Annotated in this window: 17 protein-coding genes and 3 rRNA genes; 4 read left to right on the top strand and 16 right to left on the bottom strand. The window is 68.8% G+C overall.

Annotated elements, in window-relative coordinates; all coding sequences use genetic code 11:
• From H4J02_RS08550 to tyrS, 6 genes are all read right to left on the bottom strand, one after another.
• A complete protein-coding gene (locus H4J02_RS08550) occupies nt 1-1,008 on the bottom strand; it encodes an HAD-IIA family hydrolase (protein ID WP_187676502.1) in 1,008 nt (335 codons plus the stop codon).
• A gap of 5 nt (nt 1,009-1,013) precedes the next feature.
• Nucleotides 1,014-2,141: a hypothetical protein gene (locus H4J02_RS13915; protein ID WP_222942159.1), complete on the bottom strand. Its 1,128-nt coding sequence runs from the start codon at nt 2,139-2,141 to the stop codon at nt 1,014-1,016.
• Between the two features lie 113 nt (nt 2,142-2,254).
• Nucleotides 2,255-2,371, bottom strand: a 5S ribosomal RNA gene (gene rrf / locus H4J02_RS08560).
• A gap of 109 nt (nt 2,372-2,480) precedes the next feature.
• Nucleotides 2,481-5,595, bottom strand: a 23S ribosomal RNA gene (locus tag H4J02_RS08565).
• Nucleotides 5,596-6,020: 425 nt separating this feature from the next.
• A 16S ribosomal RNA gene (locus H4J02_RS08570) occupies nt 6,021-7,545 on the bottom strand.
• The 16S, 23S and 5S rRNA genes sit together here, the layout of an rRNA operon.
• A 537-nt stretch (nt 7,546-8,082) precedes the next feature.
• Nucleotides 8,083-9,384, bottom strand: coding sequence for a tyrosine--tRNA ligase (gene tyrS, locus H4J02_RS08575; protein ID WP_187674202.1), 1,302 nt, complete (start codon nt 9,382-9,384; stop codon nt 8,083-8,085).
• 38 nt (nt 9,385-9,422) lie between these two features.
• On the opposite strand from tyrS, the gene H4J02_RS08580 reads away from it, so the two are divergent.
• The 3 genes from H4J02_RS08580 to H4J02_RS08590 all read left to right on the top strand — a co-directional run bounded on the left by H4J02_RS08580 (nt 9,423) and on the right by H4J02_RS08590 (nt 12,617).
• Complete coding sequence (locus H4J02_RS08580) at nt 9,423-11,315, top strand: DUF2207 family protein (protein WP_187674203.1); 1,893 nt, start codon at nt 9,423-9,425, stop codon at nt 11,313-11,315.
• A gap of 100 nt (nt 11,316-11,415) precedes the next feature.
• Entirely contained in the window at nt 11,416-12,048 is a 633-nt protein-coding gene (locus tag H4J02_RS08585) for a DNA-binding protein (protein WP_187676503.1), read from the top strand.
• The gene (locus tag H4J02_RS08590) at nt 12,045-12,617 is read left to right on the top strand and encodes a hypothetical protein (RefSeq protein WP_262405997.1); all 573 of its coding nucleotides are present in this window, start codon (nt 12,045-12,047) and stop codon (nt 12,615-12,617) included. The genes H4J02_RS08585 and H4J02_RS08590 overlap by 4 nt, the downstream gene beginning before the upstream one ends.
• Here H4J02_RS08590 and H4J02_RS08595 read toward each other — a convergent pair.
• Genes H4J02_RS08595 through argH form a run of 3 tightly spaced genes read right to left on the bottom strand, consistent with a single transcriptional unit; the run spans nt 12,604 to nt 14,830 of the window.
• The gene (locus tag H4J02_RS08595) at nt 12,604-13,209 is read right to left on the bottom strand and encodes a DNA-3-methyladenine glycosylase (protein WP_187676505.1); all 606 of its coding nucleotides are present in this window, start codon (nt 13,207-13,209) and stop codon (nt 12,604-12,606) included. The genes H4J02_RS08590 and H4J02_RS08595 overlap by 14 nt on opposite strands.
• Complete coding sequence (locus H4J02_RS08600; protein ID WP_187674204.1) at nt 13,206-13,376, bottom strand: hypothetical protein; 171 nt, start codon at nt 13,374-13,376, stop codon at nt 13,206-13,208. Before H4J02_RS08600 ends, H4J02_RS08595 begins: the two co-directional genes overlap by 4 nt.
• The gene (gene argH / locus H4J02_RS08605; RefSeq protein WP_187674205.1) at nt 13,373-14,830 is read right to left on the bottom strand and encodes an argininosuccinate lyase; all 1,458 of its coding nucleotides are present in this window, start codon (nt 14,828-14,830) and stop codon (nt 13,373-13,375) included. Before argH ends, H4J02_RS08600 begins: the two co-directional genes overlap by 4 nt.
• Nucleotides 14,831-14,893: 63 nt before the next feature.
• Between argH and H4J02_RS08610 the strand changes: the two genes are divergently transcribed.
• Nucleotides 14,894-15,655 carry a DUF6264 family protein gene (locus H4J02_RS08610; RefSeq protein WP_187674206.1) on the top strand — a complete coding sequence of 254 codons (762 nt, stop codon included), beginning with the start codon at nt 14,894-14,896 and terminating at the stop codon, nt 15,653-15,655.
• Nucleotides 15,656-15,661: 6 nt separating this feature from the next.
• On the opposite strand, the gene argF is transcribed toward H4J02_RS08610, so the two are convergent.
• The 7 genes from argF to pheS all read right to left on the bottom strand — a co-directional run bounded on the left by argF (nt 15,662) and on the right by pheS (nt 24,607).
• On the bottom strand, nt 15,662-16,591 hold the full coding sequence (argF, locus tag H4J02_RS08615; protein ID WP_187674207.1) for an ornithine carbamoyltransferase: 930 nt from the start codon (nt 16,589-16,591) through the stop codon (nt 15,662-15,664).
• Nucleotides 16,588-17,802 carry an acetylornithine transaminase gene (locus H4J02_RS08620; protein ID WP_187674208.1) on the bottom strand — a complete coding sequence of 405 codons (1,215 nt, stop codon included), beginning with the start codon at nt 17,800-17,802 and terminating at the stop codon, nt 16,588-16,590. The genes argF and H4J02_RS08620 overlap by 4 nt, the downstream gene beginning before the upstream one ends.
• Nucleotides 17,799-18,713 (bottom strand): acetylglutamate kinase, encoded by a 915-nt coding sequence (argB, locus tag H4J02_RS08625; protein ID WP_187674209.1) that lies wholly within the window; start codon nt 18,711-18,713, stop codon nt 17,799-17,801. Before argB ends, H4J02_RS08620 begins: the two co-directional genes overlap by 4 nt.
• Entirely contained in the window at nt 18,710-19,861 is a 1,152-nt protein-coding gene (argJ, locus tag H4J02_RS08630; protein ID WP_187674210.1) for a bifunctional glutamate N-acetyltransferase/amino-acid acetyltransferase ArgJ, read from the bottom strand. Before argJ ends, argB begins: the two co-directional genes overlap by 4 nt.
• A complete protein-coding gene (argC, locus tag H4J02_RS08635) occupies nt 19,858-20,907 on the bottom strand; it encodes an N-acetyl-gamma-glutamyl-phosphate reductase (protein WP_187674211.1) in 1,050 nt (349 codons plus the stop codon). Before argC ends, argJ begins: the two co-directional genes overlap by 4 nt.
• Nucleotides 20,908-21,089: 182 nt before the next feature.
• Nucleotides 21,090-23,573 carry a phenylalanine--tRNA ligase subunit beta gene (pheT, locus tag H4J02_RS08640; protein WP_187674212.1) on the bottom strand — a complete coding sequence of 828 codons (2,484 nt, stop codon included), beginning with the start codon at nt 23,571-23,573 and terminating at the stop codon, nt 21,090-21,092.
• Nucleotides 23,573-24,607, bottom strand: a complete 1,035-nt coding sequence (gene pheS / locus H4J02_RS08645) for a phenylalanine--tRNA ligase subunit alpha (RefSeq protein ID WP_187676609.1) — start codon at nt 24,605-24,607, stop codon at nt 23,573-23,575. Before pheS ends, pheT begins: the two co-directional genes overlap by 1 nt.
• Nucleotides 24,608-24,622: the final 15 nt, after the last annotated feature.

A 24,622-nucleotide genomic window follows, 5' to 3' on the forward strand; every position in this document is an offset into this window, starting at 1 on the left:
TCACGAATATAGTTCCGGCGCGACGTCGAGCGCGTAGATGGGCACGCCCGCACCCCACACCGCGGCCGCGGCGGCGCGGACGCGGTCGATGCCGCTTCCGGGAGTCTCGAGTGTGAGCCGCTCGCCGTCGTGGCGCACGACGGCGGTTCCGACGCGCACACGGCGCACACCCGTGATGTCGCGCACGTCCTCCGTCGCCGGGTAGTCCTCGGCGAGGCCACGCAGGTCCTCGAGGATGTAGTCCGGACGCGAGTCCGCCGCGGCCGCGAGCAGCTGCTTCGGACCGTCGATGCCGGTCAGCACGAGCGCCGACTGCATCCCGGCGCGACGCGCGCCCATGATGTCGGTGTCGAGCCGGTCGCCGATGAAGAGCGGATGCCGCGCCCCGAAGCGCGCGACGGCGACGTCGAAGAGGGCTCGTTCGGGCTTGCCCGCGACGACGGGCAGTCGACCGACGGCCGTGTGCACCGCCGAGACGAGCGTGCCGTTGCCGGGCGCGGTGCCCCGCGCCTGCGGGATGGTCCAGTCGGTGTTCGTGGCGACCCACGGGATGCCGGCGTCGCCGCCCCGGAGCGCGAACGCGGCCTCGGCCAGGTCGGTCCATGCGACCGCGGGGGCGAAGCCCTGCACGACCGCGGCGGGATCGTCGTCCGCCGACCGCGTGACGCGGAAGCCGGCCTTCTCGACCTCGGAGACGAGGCCGTCGCCGCCGACGACGAGGATCGTCGACCCCGCGGGCACGAGGTCGGCCAGCAGCACGACCGCAGCCTGCGGCGAGGAGACGATCTCGTCGGGCGTCGCGTCGAGCCCGAGCTCGCGCAGCTGACCCGCGACCGTCTCTGGCGTACGCGACGCGTTGTTCGTGAGGTAGCCGAGCCGGATGCCGTACGCGGCCGCCGCGTTGAGCGCCTCGACTGCGTACGGGATCGCCTGGTGGCTCGCATAGACGACGCCGTCGAGGTCGGCGAGCAGGACGTCGACGCCGGCCAGTGGCGCCGACGGAGCGATAGCCGTCACTCGGGCTCGCCCTCCGCGGTCTCGTCCTCGAGTTCGACGATCTCGACGTCGTCGTACTCGTCGTCGAGGATCTCCTCGACGATCTCGATCGTGTCCTGACCCTCCGGAACGGACGCCTCCTCGAGCGCCTCCGCGGCGCGCTCCGAGCGGGCATACCACTCGGCGGCCTCCTCGCCACGGCCGAGCTCCTCGAGCACGGTCGCGTAGGCGTCGAACAGCGCAGGGCTGTACGAGAACGCGCGGTCGGGGTCGAGCTGCGGGATCTCGAGCTCCGTGAGCGCCAACTCGGGCTGCCCCAGATCGAGGCGGGCACCCGACATCGCGATCGCGAGAGCGACCTGGACGGCGGGCTCGAGGTCCGCGCGCGGAACCGACCGGCCGAGCTCGAGGGCCTGCTGCGGTCGTCCGACGCCGCGCTCGGAGTCGACCATGAGAGGAAGCTGATCGTCGCGCCCCGTGATGCGACGGTAGGTGCGCAATTCGCGCAAGGCGAGCGCGAAGTCGCCCGTCGCGTACGCCGTGATCGCCGAGGTCTCACGCACGACACCGATGCGCCCCGCCCGACGCGCCGCAGCGAGCGCGTGCCGGTGTGCGAGCTCGGGATCCGTGTCGATCAGCCGCCCCGCCATGACGAGGTGCTTCGCGACCCAGTCGGCATTGTCCTTGCTGAGCGTCTTGAGCTCGGCACGGGCGGCGCGATCGAGCTGGTTCGCCGCGACATCCTCGGGGATGAGCGGGTCGTCGTGGCGCGGACGGTCGTCCTCGCGAGGCCGCGGCGGCCGGTCGGCGCGGTCTCCCGACCTCTCGCCCTTCTTCTCCCACGGCTTGCCACCGGGCTTGCCATCGCGCTTCTCCCAGGGCTTCCGCTCACCGCGCGCCTTGTCGCCCGGCTTGCCATCGCGCTTCTCCCAGGGCTTCCGCTCACCGCGCGCCTTGTCGCCCGGCTTGCGATCGCGCTTCTCCCAAGGCTTGCGGTCACCCGCGGGCTTGCCGCCGTCAGCGGAGTCGCGCTTCTTCCACGCGGGCTTGTCGCCGGCTCGTCCGGCGGGGCCGCCGGGCTTGCGCGGTCCGCGGGCGCCGTCGCCCGGACGCTTACCCTGCGGCCGCTTGCTCTCGTCAGCCATCGTTCTCCCGTGGTCGGTTCATGCTACGGCCGGATCGAGCTCGATCGCGGGCCGAAAACGGTCCTTAAACGAAGAAGGCCCACCCGATGTACGGGTGGGCCTCCTCGAAAGAAGTCCGGCGGTGTCCTACTCTCCCACAGGGTCACCCCTGCAGTACCATCGGCGCTGAAGGTCTTAGCTTCCGGGTTCGGAATGTAACCGGGCGTTTCCCCTTCGCTATGGCCGCCGAAACACTATTGATTTCTCAGTCAAAGTGCTTCGATGAATCTCGAAGCGTTCCCGACCGTCAATCGGGAACCACAAAGTGGACGCGAGCAACACGATTCTAAGAACTCATGTGTTGTCAAGTTATCGGCTTATTAGTACCGGTCAGCTCCATGGGTCTTTAGTCCCCACTTCCACATCCGGCCTATCAACCCAGTAGTCTAGCTGGGAGCCTCTCCCCCGAAGGGATGGAAATCTCATCTTGAAGCCGGCTTCCCGCTTAGATGCTTTCAGCGGTTATCCGTTCCGAACGTAGCTAATCAGCGGTGCTCTTGGCAGAACAACTGACACACCAGAGGTTCGTCCGTCCCGGTCCTCTCGTACTAGGGACAGATCTTCTCAAATTTCCTACGCGCGCAGCGGATAGGGACCGAACTGTCTCACGACGTTCTAAACCCAGCTCGCGTACCGCTTTAATGGGCGAACAGCCCAACCCTTGGGACCTACTCCAGCCCCAGGATGCGACGAGCCGACATCGAGGTGCCAAACCATGCCGTCGATATGGACTCTTGGGCAAGATCAGCCTGTTATCCCCGAGGTACCTTTTATCCGTTGAGCGACAGCGCTTCCACAAGCCACTGCCGGATCACTAGTCCCGACTTTCGTCCCTGCTCGAGCCGTCACTCTCACAGTCAAGCTCCCTTGTGCACTTACACTCGACACCTGATTGCCAACCAGGTTGAGGGAACCTTTGGGCGCCTCCGTTACTCTTTGGGAGGCAACCGCCCCAGTTAAACTACCCACCAGGCACTGTCCCAGAACCGGATTACGGTTCGTAGTTAGACATCCAGAGTGACCAGAGTGGTATTTCAACAACGACTCCACGAACACTAGCGTGCCCGCTTCATAGTCTCCCACCTATCCTACACAAGCCACACCGAACACCAATACCAAGCTGTAGTAAAGGTCACGGGGTCTTTCCGTCCTGCTGCGCGTAACGAGCATCTTTACTCGTAGTGCAATTTCGCCGAGTTCGCGGTTGAGACAGCTGGGAAGTCGTTACGCCATTCGTGCAGGTCGGAACTTACCCGACAAGGAATTTCGCTACCTTAGGATGGTTATAGTTACCACCGCCGTTTACTGGGGCTTAAATTCAGAGCTTCGCCGAAGCTAACCCTTCCTCTTAACCTTCCAGCACCGGGCAGGCGTCAGTCCGTATACATCGTCTTGCGACTTCGCACGGACCTGTGTTTTTAGTAAACAGTCGCTTCCCACTGGTCTCTGCGGCCCTGCAGCGCTTCCGGAGCAAGTCCGTACACGCCTTAGGCCCCCCTTCTCCCGAAGTTACGGGGGCATTTTGCCGAGTTCCTTAACCACGATTCTCTCGATCTCCTCGGTATTCTCTACCTGACCACCTGAGTCGGTTTGGGGTACGGGCGGCTGGAACCTCGCGTCGATGCTTTTCTCGGCAGCATAGGATCACCGAATTCCCCCGTGAGGGGTATGCGTCAGATCTCAGGCTATGTGAGAGACGGATTTGCCTATCTCTCGCCCTACGTCCTTACACCAGGACAACCATCGCCTGGCTCGGCTACCTTCCTGCGTCACACCTGTTAATACGCTAGCCGCACCAGCACGGGGTCGAGCGTTAGGCCGGCCGCTTCACCCCGAAGGGATCCGTCAGCCGGATTAGGACTCTTAGCACTACTGGATTAGCTTGGGCGGTTCTTCGCCGGTACGGGAATATCAACCCGTTGTCCATCGACTACGCCTGTCGGCCTCGCCTTAGGTCCCGACTTACCCAGGGAAGATTAGCTTGACCCTGGAACCCTTGGTCTTTCGGAGGACGTGTTTCTCACACGTCTTTCGCTACTCATGCCTGCATTCTCACTCGTGTGGCGTCCACGGCTGGGTTACCCCGCCGCTTCACTCGCCACACGACGCTCTCCTACCGATCCGCACGGCTGGACCACGAAGGCCTACCTATAATGCGAATCCTACGACTTCGGCGGTGTGCTTGAGCCCCGTTACATTGTCGGCGCGGAATCACTTGACCAGTGAGCTATTACGCACTCTTTCAAGGGTGGCTGCTTCTAAGCCAACCTCCTGGTTGTCTCTGCAACTCCACATCCTTTCCCACTTAGCACACGCTTAGGGGCCTTAGTCGGTAGTCTGGGTTGTTTCCCTCTCGACGATGAAGCTTATCCCCCACCGTCTCACTGCTGCGCTCTCACTTACCGGCATTCGGAGTTTGGCTGACGTCAGTAACCTTGTAGGGCCCATCGGCCATCCAGTAGCTCTACCTCCGGCAAGAAACACGCAACGCTGCACCTAAATGCATTTCGGAGAGAACCAGCTATCACGAAGTTTGATTGGCCTTTCACCCCTATCCACAGCTCATCCCCTCGGTTTTCAACCCAAGTGGGTTCGGCCCTCCACGACGTCTTACCGTCGCTTCAGCCTGGCCATGGATAGATCACTTCGCTTCGGGTCTAGGGCATGCGACTCAATCGCTCTATTCGAACTCGCTTTCGCTACGGCTACCCCTCACGGGTTAACCTCGCCACATACCGCTAACTCGCAGGCTCATTCTTCAAAAGGCACGCTGTCACAGCTACTAGGGCTGCTCCAACGGTTTGTAAGCAGACGGTTTCAGGTACTATTTCACTCCCCTCCCGGGGTACTTTTCACCTTTCCCTCACGGTACTTGTCCGCTATCGGTCATCTGGGAGTATTTAGGCTTACCAGGTGGTCCTGGCGGATTCACACGGGATTTCTCGGGCCCCGTGCTACTTGGGATCCCTTCCGCCGCTGCTCGACATTTCGGTTACGGGACTGGCACCCTCTGTGGTCGGCCTTTCAATGCCGTTCACCTATATCGAGCAAGTCAACGTGTACTTCGGCAGAAGCACGTGAAGGTCCCACAACCCCGACCATGCAACGCCTGCCGGCTATCACACATGATCGGTTTGGCCTGTTCCGGTTTCGCTCGCCACTACTAACGGAATCACGGTTGTTTTCTCTTCCTGTGGGTACTGAGATGTTTCACTTCCCCACGTTCCCTCTACCCGCCCTATATATTCAGGCGGGAGTCATCAGGTCGTGTTGCCACGCCTGACGGGGTTTCCCCATTCGGAAATCCTCGGATCAAGGCTCTGTTATCAGCTCCCCGAGGCTTATCGCAGATTCATACGTCCTTCTTCGGCTCCAGATGCCAAGGCATCCACCGTCTGCTCTTAGAAACTTGACTACATGAGTTTTTAGAATCGATCGGCCGTACCGAAGTACGGCAGATTGACCAATGATCTATAAATCAGATCATCTTGTAGATCGAAGCGCTCTGTTCCGAAGAACATCGCGGCTTCGTTCTAAGATGCTCGCGTCCACTGTGTAGTTCTCAAATGACGGGCGGTATCCGCCGAGTCGAGCAAGTCATGCTCGCCCCGTCCGGATCCGAAGGTCGTTACGCCACCGAAGTGGCTGCCCGGTCCTTCAGGACCCAACAGCGTGCATGTCGTCCGATTCCGCTTCCGACCCGTTCCTGCCGGCAAGCCGGCGTACTAGCGTCTCGAGGTTCCTCGAACGACCTATGTCAATGTTCCACCCATGAGCTCCGGTCGAGAGCATTCGTCTCGAATCCGGCTCTGTCACTCCGAAGAGTGCAGTGCTCCTTAGAAAGGAGGTGATCCAGCCGCACCTTCCGGTACGGCTACCTTGTTACGACTTAGTCCTAATCACCGATCCCACCTTCGACAGCTCCCTCCTTGCGGTTGGGCCACTGGCTTCGGGTGTTACCGACTTTCATGACTTGACGGGCGGTGTGTACAAGGCCCGGGAACGTATTCACCGCAGCGTTGCTGATCTGCGATTACTAGCGACTCCGACTTCATGAGGTCGAGTTGCAGACCTCAATCCGAACTGAGACCGGCTTTTTGGGATTCGCTCCACCTTACGGTATTGCAGCCCTTTGTACCGGCCATTGTAGCATGCGTGAAGCCCAAGACATAAGGGGCATGATGATTTGACGTCATCCCCACCTTCCTCCGAGTTGACCCCGGCAGTCTCCTATGAGTTCCCACCATTACGTGCTGGCAACATAGAACGAGGGTTGCGCTCGTTGCGGGACTTAACCCAACATCTCACGACACGAGCTGACGACAACCATGCACCACCTGTATACGAGTGTCCAAAGAGTTCTCTATTTCTAGAGCGTTCTCGTATATGTCAAGCCTTGGTAAGGTTCTTCGCGTTGCATCGAATTAATCCGCATGCTCCGCCGCTTGTGCGGGCCCCCGTCAATTCCTTTGAGTTTTAGCCTTGCGGCCGTACTCCCCAGGCGGGGCGCTTAATGCGTTAGCTGCGACACGGAAACCGTGGAATGGTCCCCACATCTAGCGCCCAACGTTTACGGCGTGGACTACCAGGGTATCTAATCCTGTTCGCTCCCCACGCTTTCGCTCCTCAGCGTCAGTTACGGCCCAGAGAACTGCCTTCGCCATCGGTGTTCCTCCTGATATCTGCGCATTCCACCGCTACACCAGGAATTCCATTCTCCCCTACCGCACTCTAGTCTGCCCGTACCCACTGCAGGCCCGAGGTTGAGCCTCGGGTTTTCACAGCAGACGCGACAGACCGCCTACGAGCTCTTTACGCCCAATAATTCCGGACAACGCTTGCACCCTACGTATTACCGCGGCTGCTGGCACGTAGTTAGCCGGTGCTTTTTCTGCAGGTACCGTCACTTTCGCTTCTTCCCTACTAAAAGAGGTTTACAACCCGAAGGCCGTCGTCCCTCACGCGGCGTTGCTGCATCAGGCTTGCGCCCATTGTGCAATATTCCCCACTGCTGCCTCCCGTAGGAGTCTGGGCCGTGTCTCAGTCCCAGTGTGGCCGGTCACCCTCTCAGGCCGGCTACCCGTCGTCGCCTTGGTGAGCCGTTACCTCACCAACAAGCTGATAGGCCGCGAGCTCATCCCGAACCGAAGTTCTTTCCACGCGCAGAAGATGCCTTCGCGCGTCGTATCCGGTATTAGACGTCGTTTCCAACGCTTATCCCAGAGTTCGGGGCAGATTGCTCACGTGTTACTCACCCGTTCGCCACTGATCCGGAGGGAGCAAGCTCCCTCGTTCACCGTTCGACTTGCATGTGTTAAGCACGCCGCCAGCGTTCGTCCTGAGCCAGGATCAAACTCTCCGTAAAGGTTTGGTAGCACGGCACCGAAGTGCCGGCAGAACCGTTGCGTTCACCGCGGGGAAAACCGCGGATCCTGCGAGTTGATCTGACTGAAAGGATCGTCTACTGACAATCCGTCAATCCAAAGGAATCTCTCTAGTGACCGAGGTCACCAGTCGAGGTTTTTGGCATTTGACATAGTGCACGCTGTTGAGTTCTCAAGGATCGGGCGCTCCTGTCGCTCACCGTCTCCGGCTCGCCCTCAGGGCAACTTCTCCATCCTAACCATCTCGTTCCGTCTGTCAAATCGACGCGCCGGGAGCGAAGCTCCGGGCTGCGATCGACGACCGCGGTCTCCGAGAGGAGGACTCCCATCCTAGACCATTCGGTCACACGGATGCTGGATCCGATTCAGATGGGGGTTGGTTCTCCGCTTGAGGGGGCGGGGCCTTGGCCTCTCCGCTCTTCCCTTTGGGGCGAACAAGTAAGAGATTACGTGGATTCGGGGGTCGTGCCAAATCGCGGTTGCATCCCGGGCGTGTCGCGACTGACTGCCCCGGAAAATCAGGCCAGTACGACTCCCGCGAGAGTCTTCTTCCCGCGGCGCAGCACGGCCCGGCCGCCCGCGAGGCCGGCGCCGGCGAGGGTCGCGTCGGGATCCTCGACCTTCGCGTTGTTCAGGTAGACGCCTCCCTGGGCGATCGCCCGCCGCGCCTCGGAGAGGCTCTGGCAGAGCTTGGTGGCCACGAGCGCCTGCACGACGGTCGCGTCCTCCCCCAGCTCCGCGTTCTCGAGCTCCTCCACGGCGGCCGCGAGGGTCGCCGCATCGAGCGACGACAGATCGCCCTGACCGAACAGGGCCTCGGATGCGGCGATCACCGCATCCGTCGCCCCCCGTCCATGGACGAGCGTCGTCACCTCGCGTGCGAGCGTGCGCTGCGCCTCACGACGGAACGGCTGCTCGCGCACCTCGTGCTCGAGCGCCTCGATCTGCTCGCGTGTCAGGAAGGTGAACACCTTGAGCCGCGCGATGACGTCCGAGTCGTCGGTGTTGAGCCAGAACTGGTAGAAGCGGTAGGGGCTGCACATCTCGGCGTCGAGCCAGATGGCGTTGCCCTCGCTCTTGCCGAACTTGGTGCCGTCGGAGTTCGTGATGAGCGGCGTGCCGATCGCGTGCACGCTCCTGCCCTCCACCCGGTGGATGAGGTCGGTTCCGCTCGTGAGGTTGCCCCACTGGTCGCTTCCGCCCGTCTGCAGCACGCAGTCGTACTGGCGGTACAGCTCGAGGAAGTCCATGCCCTGCAGGATCTGGTAGCTGAACTCCGTGTAGCTGATGCCCGCGTCGGAGTTGAGCCGCGCCGCGACCGCGTCCTTCTTGAGCATCGTGCCGACGCGGAAGTGCTTGCCGATCTCGCGCAGGAAGTCGATCGCGCTGAGCGGCGCCGTCCAGTCGAGGTTGTTCACGATGCGCGCCGCGGCGTCACCCTCGAACGACAGGAACCGTTCGATCTGCCCCTGCAGCCTCCCGACCCACTCGGCGACCGTCTCCCTGTCGTTGAGGGTGCGCTCGGCGCTCGGGCGCGGATCGCCGATGAGGCCCGTCGAACCGCCCACGAGGCCGAGCGGCCGGTGGCCGGCGAGCTGGAGCCGCCGCAGCACGAGCAGCTGCACGAGGTTGCCGAGGTGCAAGCTCGGCGCCGTCGGGTCGAACCCGCAGTAGTACACGATCGGCGGCCCCGCGAGCAGCTCCTTGAGAGCATCGGGGTCGGTCGACACGTGAACGAGGCCGCGCCAGTTCAGCTCCTCCCAGATGTCCGGGAAGGAGGGGTCGTTACGCTGCGCGCTGAGGATCTCGGATGCGGGCACCCGGCCAGGCTATCGCGTCGCCTGAGTAGGCTCGGGCCGTGCGCGACCACCACCCCCGCCGTCCCGTCCGCGCCGCCGCGCTCCGCGTCGCCGGCGCCCTCGCCCTCGTGCTCGCGGCCGCCGCGCCCGCGGGCTCCGCATCCGCGGCGCCGGCATCCGCGGCACCTGCCCGCCCGGCGCCCGCGCCCGCATCCGCGTGGGGAGCCGCGAGCGTCGACGACTTCGAGTTCGCGTCGTTCCACGCCGACTACCTGCTCGACCGCGACGCCGCCGGCCGGGCGTCGCTCAGCGTCACCGAGACGCTCGTGGCCGTGTTCCCCGCCGTCGACCAGAACCACGGCATCGAGCGCGCGATCCCCCGCAGCTACCAGCGCGCGAGCCTCGGCCTCGAGATCCGCTCGGTGCGCGACGCCGAGGGGCTCCCTCTCCCCTACACGCTCATCGACGACGGCGACTTCCTCGTCGTGCGCATCGGAGACGCCGACGTCTTCGTGCACGGCGAGCAGAGCTACGTCATCGAGTACGCGGCGCACGACGTCGTGCGCTCCTTCTCCGACACGGGGGTCGACGAGTTCTACTGGGACATCAACGGCACCGGGAGTCCCCAGCCGTACGGCGAGGTCACGGCCGTGCTCGAGCTCTCCCCCGAGCTGGAGGCCACCCCGACGGGCGCGGCGCGCTGCTACGTCGGTGGCGAAGGTGCGGAGGACGCCTGCGACGTCGAGGTGACGTCGACGGGCGCGTCGGTCGAGGTCGCGGGAGTCGGCCCGCAGGAGACCGTCACGTGGGCCATCGCCTTCCCCACGGGCACCTTCCGCACCCCCGCGCTGCCCGCGGACTCCTGGGTCGTGCGGGTCGTCCCGTGGGTGCTGCTCGGCATCACGGGCGCGTGCCTGCTCATCGTGCTGTGGTTGCGCGTCGTCGTCTTCCGCGACGCCCCCGGTCGCGGCGTCGTCGTGCCGCAGTACGAGCCCTTCCCGGAGCTCGGGGTCATGGAGGCCGCGGTGCTCATGCGCCGCCAGCCGCGCGACCTGCCGGCGCAGTTCGTGCAGCTCGTCGTGACGCGCGCGGCACGGCTCATCGACAGAGGCGAGGAGGTCGCGAAGCGCAAGCGCTACCGGCTCGAGCTGCTCGACACCTCGACGCTCGACCGCGACGACGCGATCGCCGTCGCCACGCTCTTCGGCCGCACCGGCAAGCGCACGGGCATCGACCTCGACACGGACGACCGCAAGCTGGGCGACCGCATCGCGACCCTGCGGGCGAAGGTGCGCGTCGAGGTCGCGAAGCGCTACCGCACCCGCATCCGCTCACCGTGGACGTCGGTCGTGCGCATCGCCCTCGCCGTGAACGCCGTCGCGGCGCTCGTGGTCGCGTTCTGGGCGGCGGAGACGGATGCGGGCAGCCCGCTCCTCGTGTGGCAGCTCGTGGCGGTCTTCGTCGCGGGCGTGCTGCTCATGGGCTTCGCGGGATCACCCGACGTGCTCACGGCGGAAGGCGCCCTCGCGCGCGAGCATCTGGACGGCATCCGCGACTACCTCGAGCTCGCCGAGGCGGACCGCATCCGCGTGCTGCAGAGCCCCGACACCGCGGAGCGCACGCCCGTCGACACCGACGACCGGGAGGCGGTCGTGCGGCTGTACGAGCGCCTTCTGCCCTACGCGATGATCTTCGGGATCGAGGAGCGCTGGCAGAAGGAGCTCGGCACGCTCTACGAGACGACGCCGACCGAGATCGCGCCCGTGCTGCAGTCCACGCCGCTCTCGGGCTTCGTGTCGGGCTACGCGGCGGCGAGCTTCGCGACGGCTCCCCCGCCGACGTCGTCGTCCTCGTCGTGGTCGGGTTCCGGCGGCAGCAGCTCGTTCGGCGGCTCGAGCGGCGGTGGGTTCGCGGGCGGCGGCGGCGGTGGCGGCGGCGCCCGCGGGTGGTGAGCCCGCGGCTGGTGAGCCTGCGGGGTTGATGCGGCCGTCATCTACCCTCAAGGGTTGATATCGGGAGAATCATGCTTGTAGGCTTGATGCGGGAGTGACCATGTTCGCCATCACCGCAGACCAGATCGACAGTCGCATCCGCCCCGACCACGCCGACGAGGCCCTCGCCATCCTCGCCCACGTCGGCGGAGACCGCCTCGCCCTGCCCGCAGACCGCACGGCGGGCGACGAGGTGCAGGCGCTCACCGAGGACCCGCGCACGGCGCTCGACATCGTTCTCGCCCTCGCCCGCACGGGACTGTGGAGCATCGGGGTGGGAATCGGCGACGTGCGAGCCCCGCTCCCCACCGCGACCCGCGCCGCGACCGGCGACGCGCTCGTCGCGGCGCGCGAGGCCGTCGAGGCGGCGAAGCGCCGACAGTGGCGGCTCGCCGTCGCGGGCGACCGCATCGCACCCGCCGCCGAGACCCTCCAGGCGATGATCGAGCTCCTGCTGCAGCTGCGCGAGCGCCGCTCCCCCGAGGGGTGGGAACTGTACGATCTCGTGGAGGCCGGCCTCACACAGGCGGAGGCCGCCGAACGGCTCGGCATCACCCCGCAGGCCGCCAGCAAGCGGGCGCTCGCCGCGGCCGTCCGCCTCGACGCGGCGGCCCGCGACGGGATCGTCGAGCTGCTCGCACTCGCGAACGGCACGGATGCCGGGCGCGAGCCCGGAACGGAGGACAACGCGTGATCGTCATCGGCTACCTGTTCTGGGCGCTCTCCCTCCTCGTGATCGGCGGGGCCGTCGCGGCGACCGTGCTCGCGGCCCGCCTCGGCAAGCCCTGGCTCGCGCTCTTCGCCCTCGCGCCCGTGGGCCTCGGGCTCCTCGGCGCCGCCTTCGGCATCCGCCTGCTGCCCGAGCCGTCGGCCTTCGCCGTCGTGCTCGCGCTCGGCATCGCGACGCTCGCGATCCTCGCGGGCAGCCCGCTGACGACGATCGTGCTCGACCTCGCCAGTCGGGGCGCCCCGGTGCGCCGCGGCGCCCACGGCGGCATCCTCATCCGGCGCGAGCGCACCGGCGAGGAGCAGGAGGTGCTGCGCGGCGGCACGACGATCGGCCTGCTCGAGCGCGCCGCGATCGTCGGCGCCATCGCCGTCGGGCACCCCGAGGTCATCGCAGCGCTCATCGCCATCAAGGGCCTCGGCCGCTTCAACGAGCTCGACTCCTCGGCCGCCCGCGAGCGGTTCATCATCGGCACGCTCGCGAGCATGCTGTGGGCCGGCGCGTGCGCCGTGCTCATCACCGTCACCGTGGCGTGACGCGCCTCCGCGGCACCGCCGCCCGGTAGGGCGACACCGTCGGGTCGCCGGGGATCCAGAACCGCAGGGGGAAGGCATCCGTGCCTCCCTCGCCCGAGACACCCACACGCGGCCCTGCCGCGACGGGCGACGGATGCGGGGCGGGCTCGAGCGCGAACGGCGCGCCGTCGAGGGGCGCGGTGTCGTCGCCGAGCACCATGCCGAGCGCCTTCGTGAGCCGCGCAGGCCCGCGGGCGAGCTCGGCATCCGTCTTCGCGGTGGGACGCCGCTCGCGCGCGAGCTCGATCCCGTCGACGACCTCCCCCGCACGCAGCAGCACGGCGCTCGCGGTGCCCGCGGGCGAGCACACGACGTTCGCGCACACGTGCATGCCGTAGCTGAAGTACACGTACAGGTGCCCGGGCTCGCCGAACATCGTGCGCGTGCGCGGCGTGAGCCCGCGGAACGCGTGCGAGCCGGGGTCGGCCTCGCCGAGGTACGCCTCGACCTCGGTGAGCCGCACCGAGACGCCCCGCCCCGTCAGCAGAGCGCCGAGCAGGAGCGGCGCGACCTCGTCGGCCGGACGCTCGAGGAACGCGAGGGGTGCGGTCAGGACCCGATCCCGTTCACGACCGTGTAGACGACCGCGGCGCCCACCGCGACGACCGCGAGGCCGACGAGCAGCCACAGCAGCCACGGTCGGCGCGCGTCGAGGTCGCGCCGGTACTCCTTGGCGCGCTCACGGCGGACGCGCGGGTCGCCGTCGCCCGAGAGCGTCATCCGGCGACCTCCGCCACACGCGCCGTGAGCGCGGCGAGCTGCTCCGCGACGCGCGTCGGCGCGGTGCCGCCCGTCCCGGCGCGGCTCGCGATCGAGCCCTCGACCGTGAGCACATCTCGCACGTCGGGCGTGAGGCGCGCGTCGATCGCCGCGTACTGCTCGTCGCTCGGCTCGTCGAGCTCGAGACCCTCCGCCTCGCAGAAGCGCACGAGCGCCCCCGAGATCTCGTGGGCCTCGCGGAACGGCACGCCCTGGCGCACGAGGTGGTCGGCCACGTCGGTCGCGAGCGAGAAACCCTGCGGCGCGAGCTCCGCCATCCGCTCGGTGTCGAACTCGAGCGTCGCGATCATGCCCGCGAACGCAGGAAGCAGCACCTCGAGGGTGCGCACCGAGTCGAAGATCGGCTCCTTGTCCTCCTGGAGGTCGCGGTTGTACGCGAGGGGCAGGCCCTTGAGCGTCGTGAGCAGCCCCGTGAGGTTGCCGATGAGCCGGCCCGACTTGCCGCGCGCGAGCTCGGCGATGTCGGGGTTCTTCTTCTGCGGCATGATCGACGACCCCGTCGAGTAGCCGTCGTGCAGCCGGACGAAGCCGAACTCGCGGGTGTTCCAGATGATGACGTCCTCCGCGAGGCGCGAGAGGTCGACGCCGATCTGTGCGGCGATGTAGGCGAACTCGGCGACGACGTCGCGGCTCGCCGTCGCGTCGATCGAGTTGAGCATGGGGTGCGTGAGTCCGAGCTCGTACGCGATCGGCACGGGGTCGAGGCCGAGCGCTCCCCCCGCGACGGCGCCCGCGCCGTAGGGCGACTCGGATGCGCGCACGCGCCAGTCGCGCAGGCGCTCGAGGTCGCGCACGAGCGGCCACGCGTGCGCCAGCAGGTGGTGCGCGAGCAGGATCGGCTGCGCGTGCTGCAGGTGCGTACGGCCCGGCATGACGGCGGCGGGGTGCGCCTCCGCCTGCGCCGCGAGGGCGTCGACGAGCTGCACGACGAGGTTCCGGATGCGCGCGGCGTGGTCGAGCAGGTAGAGCCGCACGAGCGTCGCGATCTGGTCGTTGCGGCTGCGGCCCGCGCGGAGCTTGCCGCCGAGCTCGGGGCCGACGACGGCGATCAGCTCGCGCTCGAGCGCGAAGTGCACGTCTTCGTCCTCGGGAAGCGGGCGGATGACGCCGTCGCGGATGCCGCGGTCGAGCACGTCGATGCCCTCGAGCATGCGGGCGAGCTCGGCGTCGTCGAGGAAGCCCGCCGCGGCGAGCGCGCGAGCGTGCGCGCGCGAGCCCTGCAGGTCGTAGTGCGCGAGCTCCCAGTCGAAGTGGGTGGAGCGGCTCAGCTCCTGCAGCTCGGGCGACGGGCCGCTCGCGAAGCGACCTCCCCAGAGGCTCGCGCCCCCTGCCCGGGGCTCGTCGGCGTTCGCGCCTGCGGTGTCGGACCCGGACGTCGTGGGGCCTTGTGGCATCGGTTCTGGTCTCCTCGTGTCGTGTCCAGTCTAGAAGCGGGGCGCGCCCGTTAGGGTGGCGTCATGTCCGAGCCGAGCCAGTCGCCCGTCCCGCCCGCCGAGGGGTCCGTCCCGCCCGTCGAGCCCGTCGCATCCGCACCCGTCGCCGGTGTGCCGGCGCCGCGTTACGGGGAGTTCGCCCCCGTCGAGACGACGACCGCGACGCCTGACGCGTCGACCGCTCAGCCCGTGGCGCCCGGCGAGCAGCAGGGTGTGCCCGCGGCGCCCGGCCAGCCCGTCATGTACTCGGGCGCCCCCGCGGCGCCCGCCTACCCGCAGCAGGGCTACCCGCAGCAGGGTCAGTCGCCGACCTACCCGCAGCCCGGATACGGCCAGGCCGGCTACCCCGCCCCCGGCTACGCCCAGCCCGCCTACGGTCAGCCGGTCTACGGCCAGCCCGGTTTCGCCGGCACGCCGCTGCCCCGCCGTCGCACGTGGGACGTCGTGCTCACGATCGTGCTCCTCGTGCTGGGCCTCGGCGGCACGCTCCTCGGCGTGCTCTACGGCGTGCTCTTCAGCTCGCCCGAGGTGCTCGACGAGGGCTTCCGCGACCAGGGCCTCGGAGGTTTCGACGGCGAGATCGGCGCCGCCCCGCTCGTGCTCATCGGAAGTCACGTCGTGCTCTACCTCGTGGCTCTCGGGGTGTCGATCCTGCTGCTCGTGAAGAAGAAGATCGCGTTCTACGTGCCGCTCATCGCGGGCGTCATCGCGGCGATCGTCTTCTGGGCGACGATCTTCGCCGTCGTGGCGAGCGATCCCGACTTCGCGCGGATGTCGGGGCTCTGAGCCGCCTCAGGCGGCCGCGCGCTCCAGCAGCCACACGAGCAGCGCCTTCTGGGCGTGCAGGCGGTTCTCCGCCTCGTCCCAGATGACGCTCTGCGGGCCGTCGATGACGGTCGACGCGACCTCGTAGCCGCGGTCGGCGGGGAGGCAGTGCAGGAAGATCGCGTCGGACTTCGCCAACTGCATGAGCTCGTCCGTCACCTGGTAGCCACCGAAGGTGGCGACCCGATGCGCCTTCTCCTCCTCCTTGCCCATCGACACCCACGTGTCGGTCACGACGACGTCGGCTCCCGCGACCGCCTCGAGCGGGTCGGTGAAGATCGCGACGGAGCCGCCCGTCTCGCTCGCGCGGCGGTCGGCATCCGCGACCACGGCATCGGCGGGGCTGAACTCCTCGGGCGCCGCGACGCGCACGTGCATGCCGGCCGTCGCGCCCGCGAGCAGGTAGCTGTGCGCCATGTTGCTCGCGCCATCGCCGAGGAAGGTGACCGTGAGGCCCTTCAGCTCGCCCTTGTGCTCGCGGATCGTGAGCAGGTCGGCGAGCAGCTGGCAGGGGTGGAAGTCGTCGGAGAGCGCGTTGACGACGGGCACCTTGGTGCCGGCCGCCATCTCCTCGAGGCCCGCCTGGGCGTAGGTGCGCCAGACGATCGCCGACACCATCCGCTCGAGCACCCGGGCGGTGTCGGACGGCGTCTCCTTGCCGCCGAGCTGGCTGTTGGCGGTCGAGATGATGAGGGGGCTGCCGCCGAGGTCGGCGATGCCGACGGCGAAGCTCACGCGCGTGCGGGTCGACGACTTGTCGAAGATCACGGCGACCGTCTGGGGCCCGGCGAGCGGCTTGCGCCCCCAGCGGTCGGCCTTGATCTGCTCGGCGAGGTCGAGGATCTGGGCCTGCTCGGCGGGGGTCAGGTCGTCGTCGCGCAGGAAGTGGCGGGTCATTCGTGGTCTCCGGGGTCGGTGTGGGGGACGTCGATCGCCTCGGCGAAGAGGCGGGTGAACTCGTGCAGCTCGTCGTCGCCGACGATGAGCGGCGGGGCGAGGCGGATGCGGTGCTCGTTCGCCGCGTTGACGATGAGCCCGCGGTCGAGGGCGCGGCTCGCGACGATGCCCGCGACGGGCTGAGAGAGGCCGATGCCGAGCAGGAGGCCGCGGCCCTGGATGTCGGTCACGAGCGGAGACCCGATGAGCTCGATGCGCGCGCGGAGCTCGAGGCCTCGCGTGCGCGCGTTCTCGACGAGGCCCGCCCGCTCGATCTCGCCGAGCACGGCGTTCGCGGCGGCCGCGGCGAGCGGGTTGCCGCCGAAGGTCGAGCCGTGGTGGCCGGGGCCGAAGAGCGTCGACGCCTCGCCGAAGGTCACGAACGCGCCGATCGGGAAGCCGCCGCCGATGCCCTTCGCGAGCGACACGGCATCCGGCACGATGCCCTCGTGCTGGAAGGCGAACCAGTCGCCCGTGCGGCCCGCGCCGGTCTGGATCTCGTCGAGGATGAGCAGCGCGCCGTGCGCCCTCGTGAGCTCGCGCGCGGCCCTCAGGTAACCCTCGGGAAGCTCGACGACGCCCGCCTCGCCCTTGATGGGCTCGACGACGAGCGCCGCGACGTCGCCCGCGGCGAGCGCCCGCTCGAGCGCCTCGATCGTCGACGGGATGTGCTCGACGCCGGGCACGAGCGGCTCGAAGGGGCCGCGCAGCGCCGGCTTGCCCGTGAGGCTCAGCGAGCCCATCGTGCGGCCGTGGAACGCGTTCTCGAGCGCGAGGATGCGTGGCTTGCGCGTGAGGCGCGCGAGCTTGACCGCCGCCTCGATGGCCTCGGCCCCCGAGTTGCACAGGAACACGCGGTCGCCGCCTGTGAGACGCGTGAGGCGCTCGGCGAGCTCGAGCTGCGGCTCGGTCGCGAAGTAGTTCGACACGTGCGCGAACTTCCCCGCCTGCGTGCTCACCGCCTCGACGAACGCCGGATGCGCGTGGCCGAGCGCGTTGACGGCGATGCCCGCGAGGAAGTCGAGGTACTGCTTGCCCTCGATGTCCCACACGTGCGCACCACGGCCGTGCGAGAGCACGGCGAGCGGCGCGGGTGCCGAGCGCATCATGACGCGCGAGAAGAGCTCCTGGTAGTACTCGGTGCCCTCTGCCGTTCCGGTCTCCGCGTTCATGCGGGCACCACCTCCGTGCCGATGCCGGCATCCGTGAAGATCTCGAGAAGGATCGAGTGCGGGCGGCGGCCGTCGATGATCGCGGCCTTCGGCACTCCCCCGTCGACGGCCTCGAGGCACGCCGCCATCTTGGGGATCATGCCCGACTCGAGGCTCGGCAGCAGCTCCGCGAGCTCGTCGCGCGTGATCTGCGAGACGAGGGAGTCGCGGTTCGGCCAGTCGCGGTAGAGGCCCGCGACATCCGTCAGCACGACGAGCTTCTCGGCGCCGAGGGCGACCGCGAGGGCCGCCGCGGCGGAGTCGGCATTGACGTTGAGCGACTGCCCGGGCACGTCGACGTCGGGCGCGATCGACGACACGACGGGGATGCGGCCCGCCTCGATTTCGGCGAGCACGGCCGCGGGGTCGACCTGGATGACGTCGCCCACGAGCCCGATGTCGACGGGCTGCCCGTCGACCACCGCCTCGCGCTTGCGCCCCTGGAAGAGCCCCGCGTCCTCGCCCGAGATGGCGGATGCGAGGGGCCCGTGCCGGTTGATGAGCGTCACGAGCTCGCGGCTCACCTGTCCCGTGAGCACCATCCGCACGACCTCCATGGCCTCGGGCGTCGTCACGCGGTAGCCCCCGCGGAACTCGCTCGGGATGCCGAGCCGGTCGAGCATGGCCGAGATCTGCGGGCCGCCGCCGTGCACGACGACGGGCTTGAGGCCCACCGAGCGCAGATAGACCATGTCTTCCGCGAACGCGCGCTGCAGGTTCTCGTCGACCATGGCGTTGCCGCCGAACTTGACGACGACGATGCGTCCCGCGAAGCGCAGCAGCCACGGGAGCGACTGGATGAGGGTGTCGGCCTTCACCGCCGCGTCGCGGGTGCGCTCGTCGAGGTCGTCGACGGGGTTCTCGTTCGTCATGAGGAGTAGGCGCTGTTCTCGTGGACGTAGTCGTGCGTCAGGTCGTTGGTGAGGATGATCGCCCCGAAGTGGCCCGCGTGGAGCTCGAGCTGCAGGTGGAGGCGGCGCGGGCGCAGGTCGACCTCGGTGCGCGGGCGGTCGGGGCCGCCCTTCGTGCACACGCGCACGCCGTTCATGATGACGTCGACGTCGTAGGGGTCGAACTCCGCCTGCGTCGTGCCGATCGCGGCGAGCACACGGCCCCAGTTGGGGTCGTTGCCGAACACGGCGGCCTTGAAGAGGTTGTTGCGCGCGATCGAGCGGCCCACCTCGACCGCGTCGTCCTCGCTCGCGGCGCTCATGACCTCGATGACGATGTCGTGGCTCGCGCCCTCGGCGTCGGCCTGCAGCTGGAACGCGAGGTCCATGCACACCTCGGTCAACCCGGCCGCGAACAGGTCGAGGTCGGGCTCGATGCCGGATGCGCCGCTCGCCATGAGCGTGACCTGGTCGTTGGTCGACATGCAGCCGTCGGAGTCGAGGCGGTCGAAGCTCACGCGCGTCGCGCGGCGCAGCGCCTCGTCGAGCTGCGCGGGCAGGAGCACGGCGTCGGTCGTGATGACGACGAGCATCGTCGCGAGGCCCGGCGCGAGCATGCCCGCACCCTTCGCCATGCCGCCGATCGTCCAGCCGTCGCGGCGCACGACCGCGGTCTTCGGCTTCGAGTCGGTCGTCATGATGGCGCGCGCCGCATCCGCGCCGCCCTTCTCGGTGCGCTCGGCGGCCGCGAGGTGCGCGCCCGCGATGACCTTCTCGCGCGGCAGCTGCTCGCCGATGAGGCCCGTCGAGCACACGAGCACGTCGCCCGCGGAGACGCCGAGCGCCTCGCCGACGGCCTCGGCGGTCGCGTGGGTCGTCTGGAAGCCCTCCGGTCCCGTGAAGCAGTTGGCGCCGCCCGAGTTGAGGATGATCGCGCTCACGGTGCCGTCGGCGATGACCTGCTGCGACCAGATGATCGGGTTCGCCTTCGCGCGGTTGCTCGTGAACACGGCGGCCGCGCTGCGCAGCGGACCCTCGTTGACGACGAGCGCGAGGTCGAGCTTCTCGAAGCCCTTGAGGCCCGCCGCGACGCCTGCGGCGGTGAATCCGGATGCGGCGGTGACGCTCACGGCGCGACTCCGTTCACGGGGAGGCCCGCGGCCTCGGGCAGCCCGAGCGCGAGATTGGCGGACTGGATGGCGGCACCCGCGGTGCCCTTGACGAGGTTGTCGATCGCCGAGACGACGACCACGCGGCCCGCGTTCTCGTCGACGGCGACGCCCATGAGGGCCGTGTTGGCGCCCGTCGTGTCGTTCGATCGAGGGAAGGAGCCCTGCGGCAGCACGCGCACGAAGGTCTCCCCCGCGTACGCGCCCTCCCAGGCCTCGCGCACATCCGCCGCCGAGACGCCGGGCGCGAGCCGCGCCGTCGACGTCGCGAGGATGCCGCGCGACATCGGCACGAGCACGGGCGTGAACGAGATGCTCACGCCCTCGCCGCCCGACGCCGTGAGGTTCTGCACGATCTCGGGTGTGTGCCGGTGCACGCCGCCGACGGCGTAGGCCGAGGCGGAGCCCATGATCTCGCTCGCGAGGAGGTCGGTGCGCAGCGACTTGCCCGCGCCCGAGGTTCCGACCGCGAGCACCGACACGAGGTCATGCGCCTCGACGACGCCCGCGGCGACGCCCGGCGCGAGACCCAGGGTGATCGCGGTGACGTTGCAGCCGGGGACGGCGATGCGCGTCGCGCCCGGGAGGTTGTCGCGCTGCTTGGCGGCGCCGCCGTCGAGCAGGAGCTCGGGCATGCCGTAGGCCCAGGCGCCGTGGTACTCACCGCCGTAGAACGCGTCCCACGCGTCCTGCGAGGTGAGCCGGTGGTCGGCGCCGCAGTCGACGGCGACGACGTCGTCGGGCAGCTCCGCCGCGATGGCACCGGATGCGCCGTGCGGCAGCGCGAAGAAGACGAGGTCGGCATCCGAGAGCACGGATGCCGTGGTCGGCTGGAGCTCGAGCTCGGCGAGGCTCACGAGGTGCGGATGCACGGCGCCGAGGCGCTGACCCGCGTTCTGGTGGGCGGTGACGACGCGGACCTCGAACTCGGGGTGGCCGGCGAGGAGCCGCAGCAGCTCGCCGCCCGCGTAACCGCTGGCGCCTGCGACGGCGACGGAGATGGGCATGACTTCAACCTTATTGTCGTGTGGACGGGGCCGGAGGCGGCGACGTCACGCGACGGGCTGAGACGGGTCAGCGGCGCGACGTCGCCGAGATTCGGCGCACGCGGCGGACGCGACGGAGCTCCACGCTCTCGAACGGCATCCGCTGACCCACGCGTCGAGGGTAGCAGAGCGCCGCTGCGCGATTACTCCCGCAGAGTCGCGCCGAACCGCTCGGCCGCACGCGCGAGGCCCGCGAGCTTCGCCTCGGTCGCCTCGGCGGCCGTGAGCGTGCGGTCGGCGGCTCGGAAGCGCAGCGCGAAGGTCAGCGACTTGCTGCCCTCCGCGACGCCCTGACCCCGGTAGTCGTCGACGAGCCGGATGTGCTCGAGCAGCTCGCCCGCACCCTCGGCGACCGCGTCGCGCACATCGCCCGCGGGCACCGCGGCGTCGACGACGAGCGAGAGGTCCTGGGTGGCGGCCGGCAGCGTGCCGATCGGCGTCGCGTGGCGGTCGACGTCGCTCAGCTCGATGAGCGCGTCGAGGTCGAGCTCGTACACGGCGACGACGCGCGGCAGGTCCGACTCGAGCGCGACGGCCGGCAGCAGCTCGCCCGCGACGCCCACGACGGTCTCGCCGACGCGCAGCTCGGCCGTGCGGCCGGGGTGCAGCGCGGGGTGCGAACCCTGAGCGACGCGGATGTCGAGGCCGAGTGCGAGGCCCACCTGGCGTACCGCGTCGAGCGCATCCGGGAGGCCCGCCGCGACGGGCGCCTCGCCGGGCTGCTTCGGCACGACGTCGCCGAGGAACAGGCCGCCCACGTGACGCGACTGCGGCGGGATGCCCGCACCGAGGCGCTCGAGGGTGTCATCGCCGGGGCGCTCCGCCCCGACGGGGATGAAGTCGGTGCCGTACTCGACACCCGCCTCGGGGAGGAACACGGTGCCGATCTCGAAGAGCGCGAGGTCGGTGAGGCCGCGCGACAGGTTGCGGTGCGCGGTCTCGACGAGGCCCGGCAGCAGCGTGCGACGCAGGAGCGACACCTGCTGGTCGAGCGCGTTCGCGAGGCGCACGGATGCGGCGCCCGGCTCGTAGCGCTCGGCCACCGCATCCGACACGAACGGGTACGCGAGCACCTCGGTCGAGCCCGCGGCCGCGAGCGTCTGCGCGACGCGGCGGCGCGCGCGCTGGGCCCGCGTGAGACCGCGGCCCGCGGGGGCGATCGGCAGCTCGGCGGGGATACGGTCGTAGCCCGTGATGCGGGCGATCTCCTCGATGAGCGAGACGTCGTCGACGAGGTCGGGCCGCCAGCTCGGCGGCGTGACGGTCGCGACGTCGCCGTCGAGCTCGACGGTCGCGCCGATCATGGCGAGCGTGCCGACGACCTCGTCGCGCGTGTACGGCACGCCGACGATCGCGGCGGGGCGGTCGAGCGGCAGGCGCACCGCGGGAAGCGGCGTCGACGCGTCGTAGAGCACGCCGAGCTCGTCGAGCGTGCCGCCCGCGAGCTCGACGAGCAGCTGGGCGACACGCGCCGTGGCGAGCTCCGCCACGCGCGGGTCGACGCCGCGCTCGTTGCGCTTCGCCGCCTCGCTCGGGAGCTTGTGACGGCGCACCGTGCGAGCGACCGACACCGGGTCCCAGATCGCGGCCTCGATGAGCACGTCGGTCGTGTCGTCCGAGAGCTCGCTGTAGGCGCCGCCCATGACGCCGCCGAGACCCAGGGGGCGCCGCGCGTCGGCGACCACGAGATCGGCCGGGTCGAGCGTGCGCACCTTGCCGTCGAGCGTCTCGAGCTGCTCGCCCGGCTTCGCCCGACGCACGATGAGACCGCCCTCGTCGACCTTCGCGAGGTCGTACGAGTGGTTCGGCACGCCGAGCTCGAGCATGACGTAGTTGGAGATGTCGACCGCGAGCGAGATCGAGCGGATGCCGGCGAGCCGGAGCCGCGAAGCCATCCACGGCGGCGTGGGGCGACTCGGGTCGATGCCGCGCACGACGCGCACCGAGAAGACCGTGCAGCCCTGGCGGCCACGGATGGGGGCGTCGTCGGTGATCGCGAGCGGGTAGCCGGAGACGGGCGCCGCCTGGACGGCGGCGGCGGGGTCGCGGAACGCCGCGCCCGTCGAGTGCGAGTACTCGCGCGCGATGCCGCGAATCGAGAACGCGTAGCCCCGGTCGGGCGTGACGTTGACCTCGACGGCCGCGTCGTCCAGACCGAGGAGCGCGATCGCATCCGTGCCCACCTCGGGGTCGAGCCCCAGCTCGGCGAGCCGCAGGATGCCGTCGTGCTCGTCGCCCATGCCGAGCTCGCGCGCGGAGGCGATCATGCCGTCCGACACGTGACCGTAGGTCTTGCGCGCCGCGATCGGGAAGGGCCCGGGCAGCACGGCGCCGGGAAGCGTCACGACGACCTTGTCGCCGGGGCCGAAGTTGTGCGCGCCGCACACGATGCCGCGCGGCTCCGCCTCGCCGACGTCGACCTGGCACCAGTTGATGGTCTTGCCGTTCGACTGCGGCTCGGGCTCGGCCGAGATCACCTGCCCCACGACGATGGGGCCCGTGAGGGCGAAGCCGTGGGTGTCCTCCTCCTCGAGGCCGACCTTCACGAGCGCCGCGTGCAGGTGCTCGAGGGTCACATCCTCGGGAAGGTCGGTCCACTCCCCCAGCCAGCTGATCGGGACGCGCATCACACCACCATTCCGAACTGCTGCGAGAAGCGCACATCGCCCTCGACCATGTCGCGCATGTCGTTCATGTCGTTGCGGAACTGCAGGGTGCGCTCGATGCCCATGCCGAACGCGAAGCCCTGGTACTCCTCCGGGTCGATGCCCGCCGCGCGCAGCACGTTGGGGTTCACCATGCCGCATCCGCCCCACTCGACCCAGCGGGCGCCGCCCTTGGCGTTCGGCTGCCACACGTCCATCTCGGCGGACGGCTCGGTGAACGGGAAGTAGTTGGGGCGCAGGCGGATCTGCGCGCCCTCGCCGAACATCGCGCGAGCGAGGTGCTCGAGCGTGCCGCGCAGGTGCGCCATCGTGAGGCCCTTGTCGATCGCGATGCCCTCGATCTGGTGGAAGACCGGGGTGTGGGTCGCGTCGAGCTCGTCGGTGCGGTACGTGCGGCCGACGGCGGCGACGTAGACGGGCAGCGGGCGCGACAGCAGCGAGCGGATCTGCACGGGGCTCGTGTGCGTGCGCATGACGAGGTGCCGGTCGGCGGGCTCGACGAAGAAGGTGTCCTGCATCGCGCGGGCCGGGTGGTCCTCGTCGAAGTTGAGGGCGTCGAAGTTGAACCACTCGTGCTCGAGCTCGGGGCCCTCGCCGACCTCCCAGCCCATGCCGACGAAGAGGTCGCTCATCTCCTCCATGAGGAGAGAGAGCGGATGCCGGGCGCCGCGGTTCCAGCGCGACGGCACCGCCGTCACGTCGACCGTCTCGGCGGCGAGCCGGGCCTCCTCCTCGGCCGCGAGCACGCGCTCCTCGGCCGCGGCGAGCGCCTGGCTCACCTGGGCGCGGGCCTGGCCGACGAGCTTGCCGGCGGCGGCCTTCTGGTCGCCGGGGAGGTCGCGGATGGCGGCGTTCAGCTGGGCGAGCGGCGACGACTCTCCGGCGTGCGCGCTGCGCGCCGCCTTGAGGCTCGCCGAGTCGCCGGCCTCGCCGATCGCGGCGAGCGCCGCCTCGACGGCAGCGGTGACCGCCTGCTCGGTGATGGGGTTCGACACGAGGATCGAGTCTAT

Source organism: Protaetiibacter sp. SSC-01, assembly GCF_014483895.1.
Lineage (GTDB): Bacteria > Actinomycetota > Actinomycetes > Actinomycetales > Microbacteriaceae > Homoserinibacter.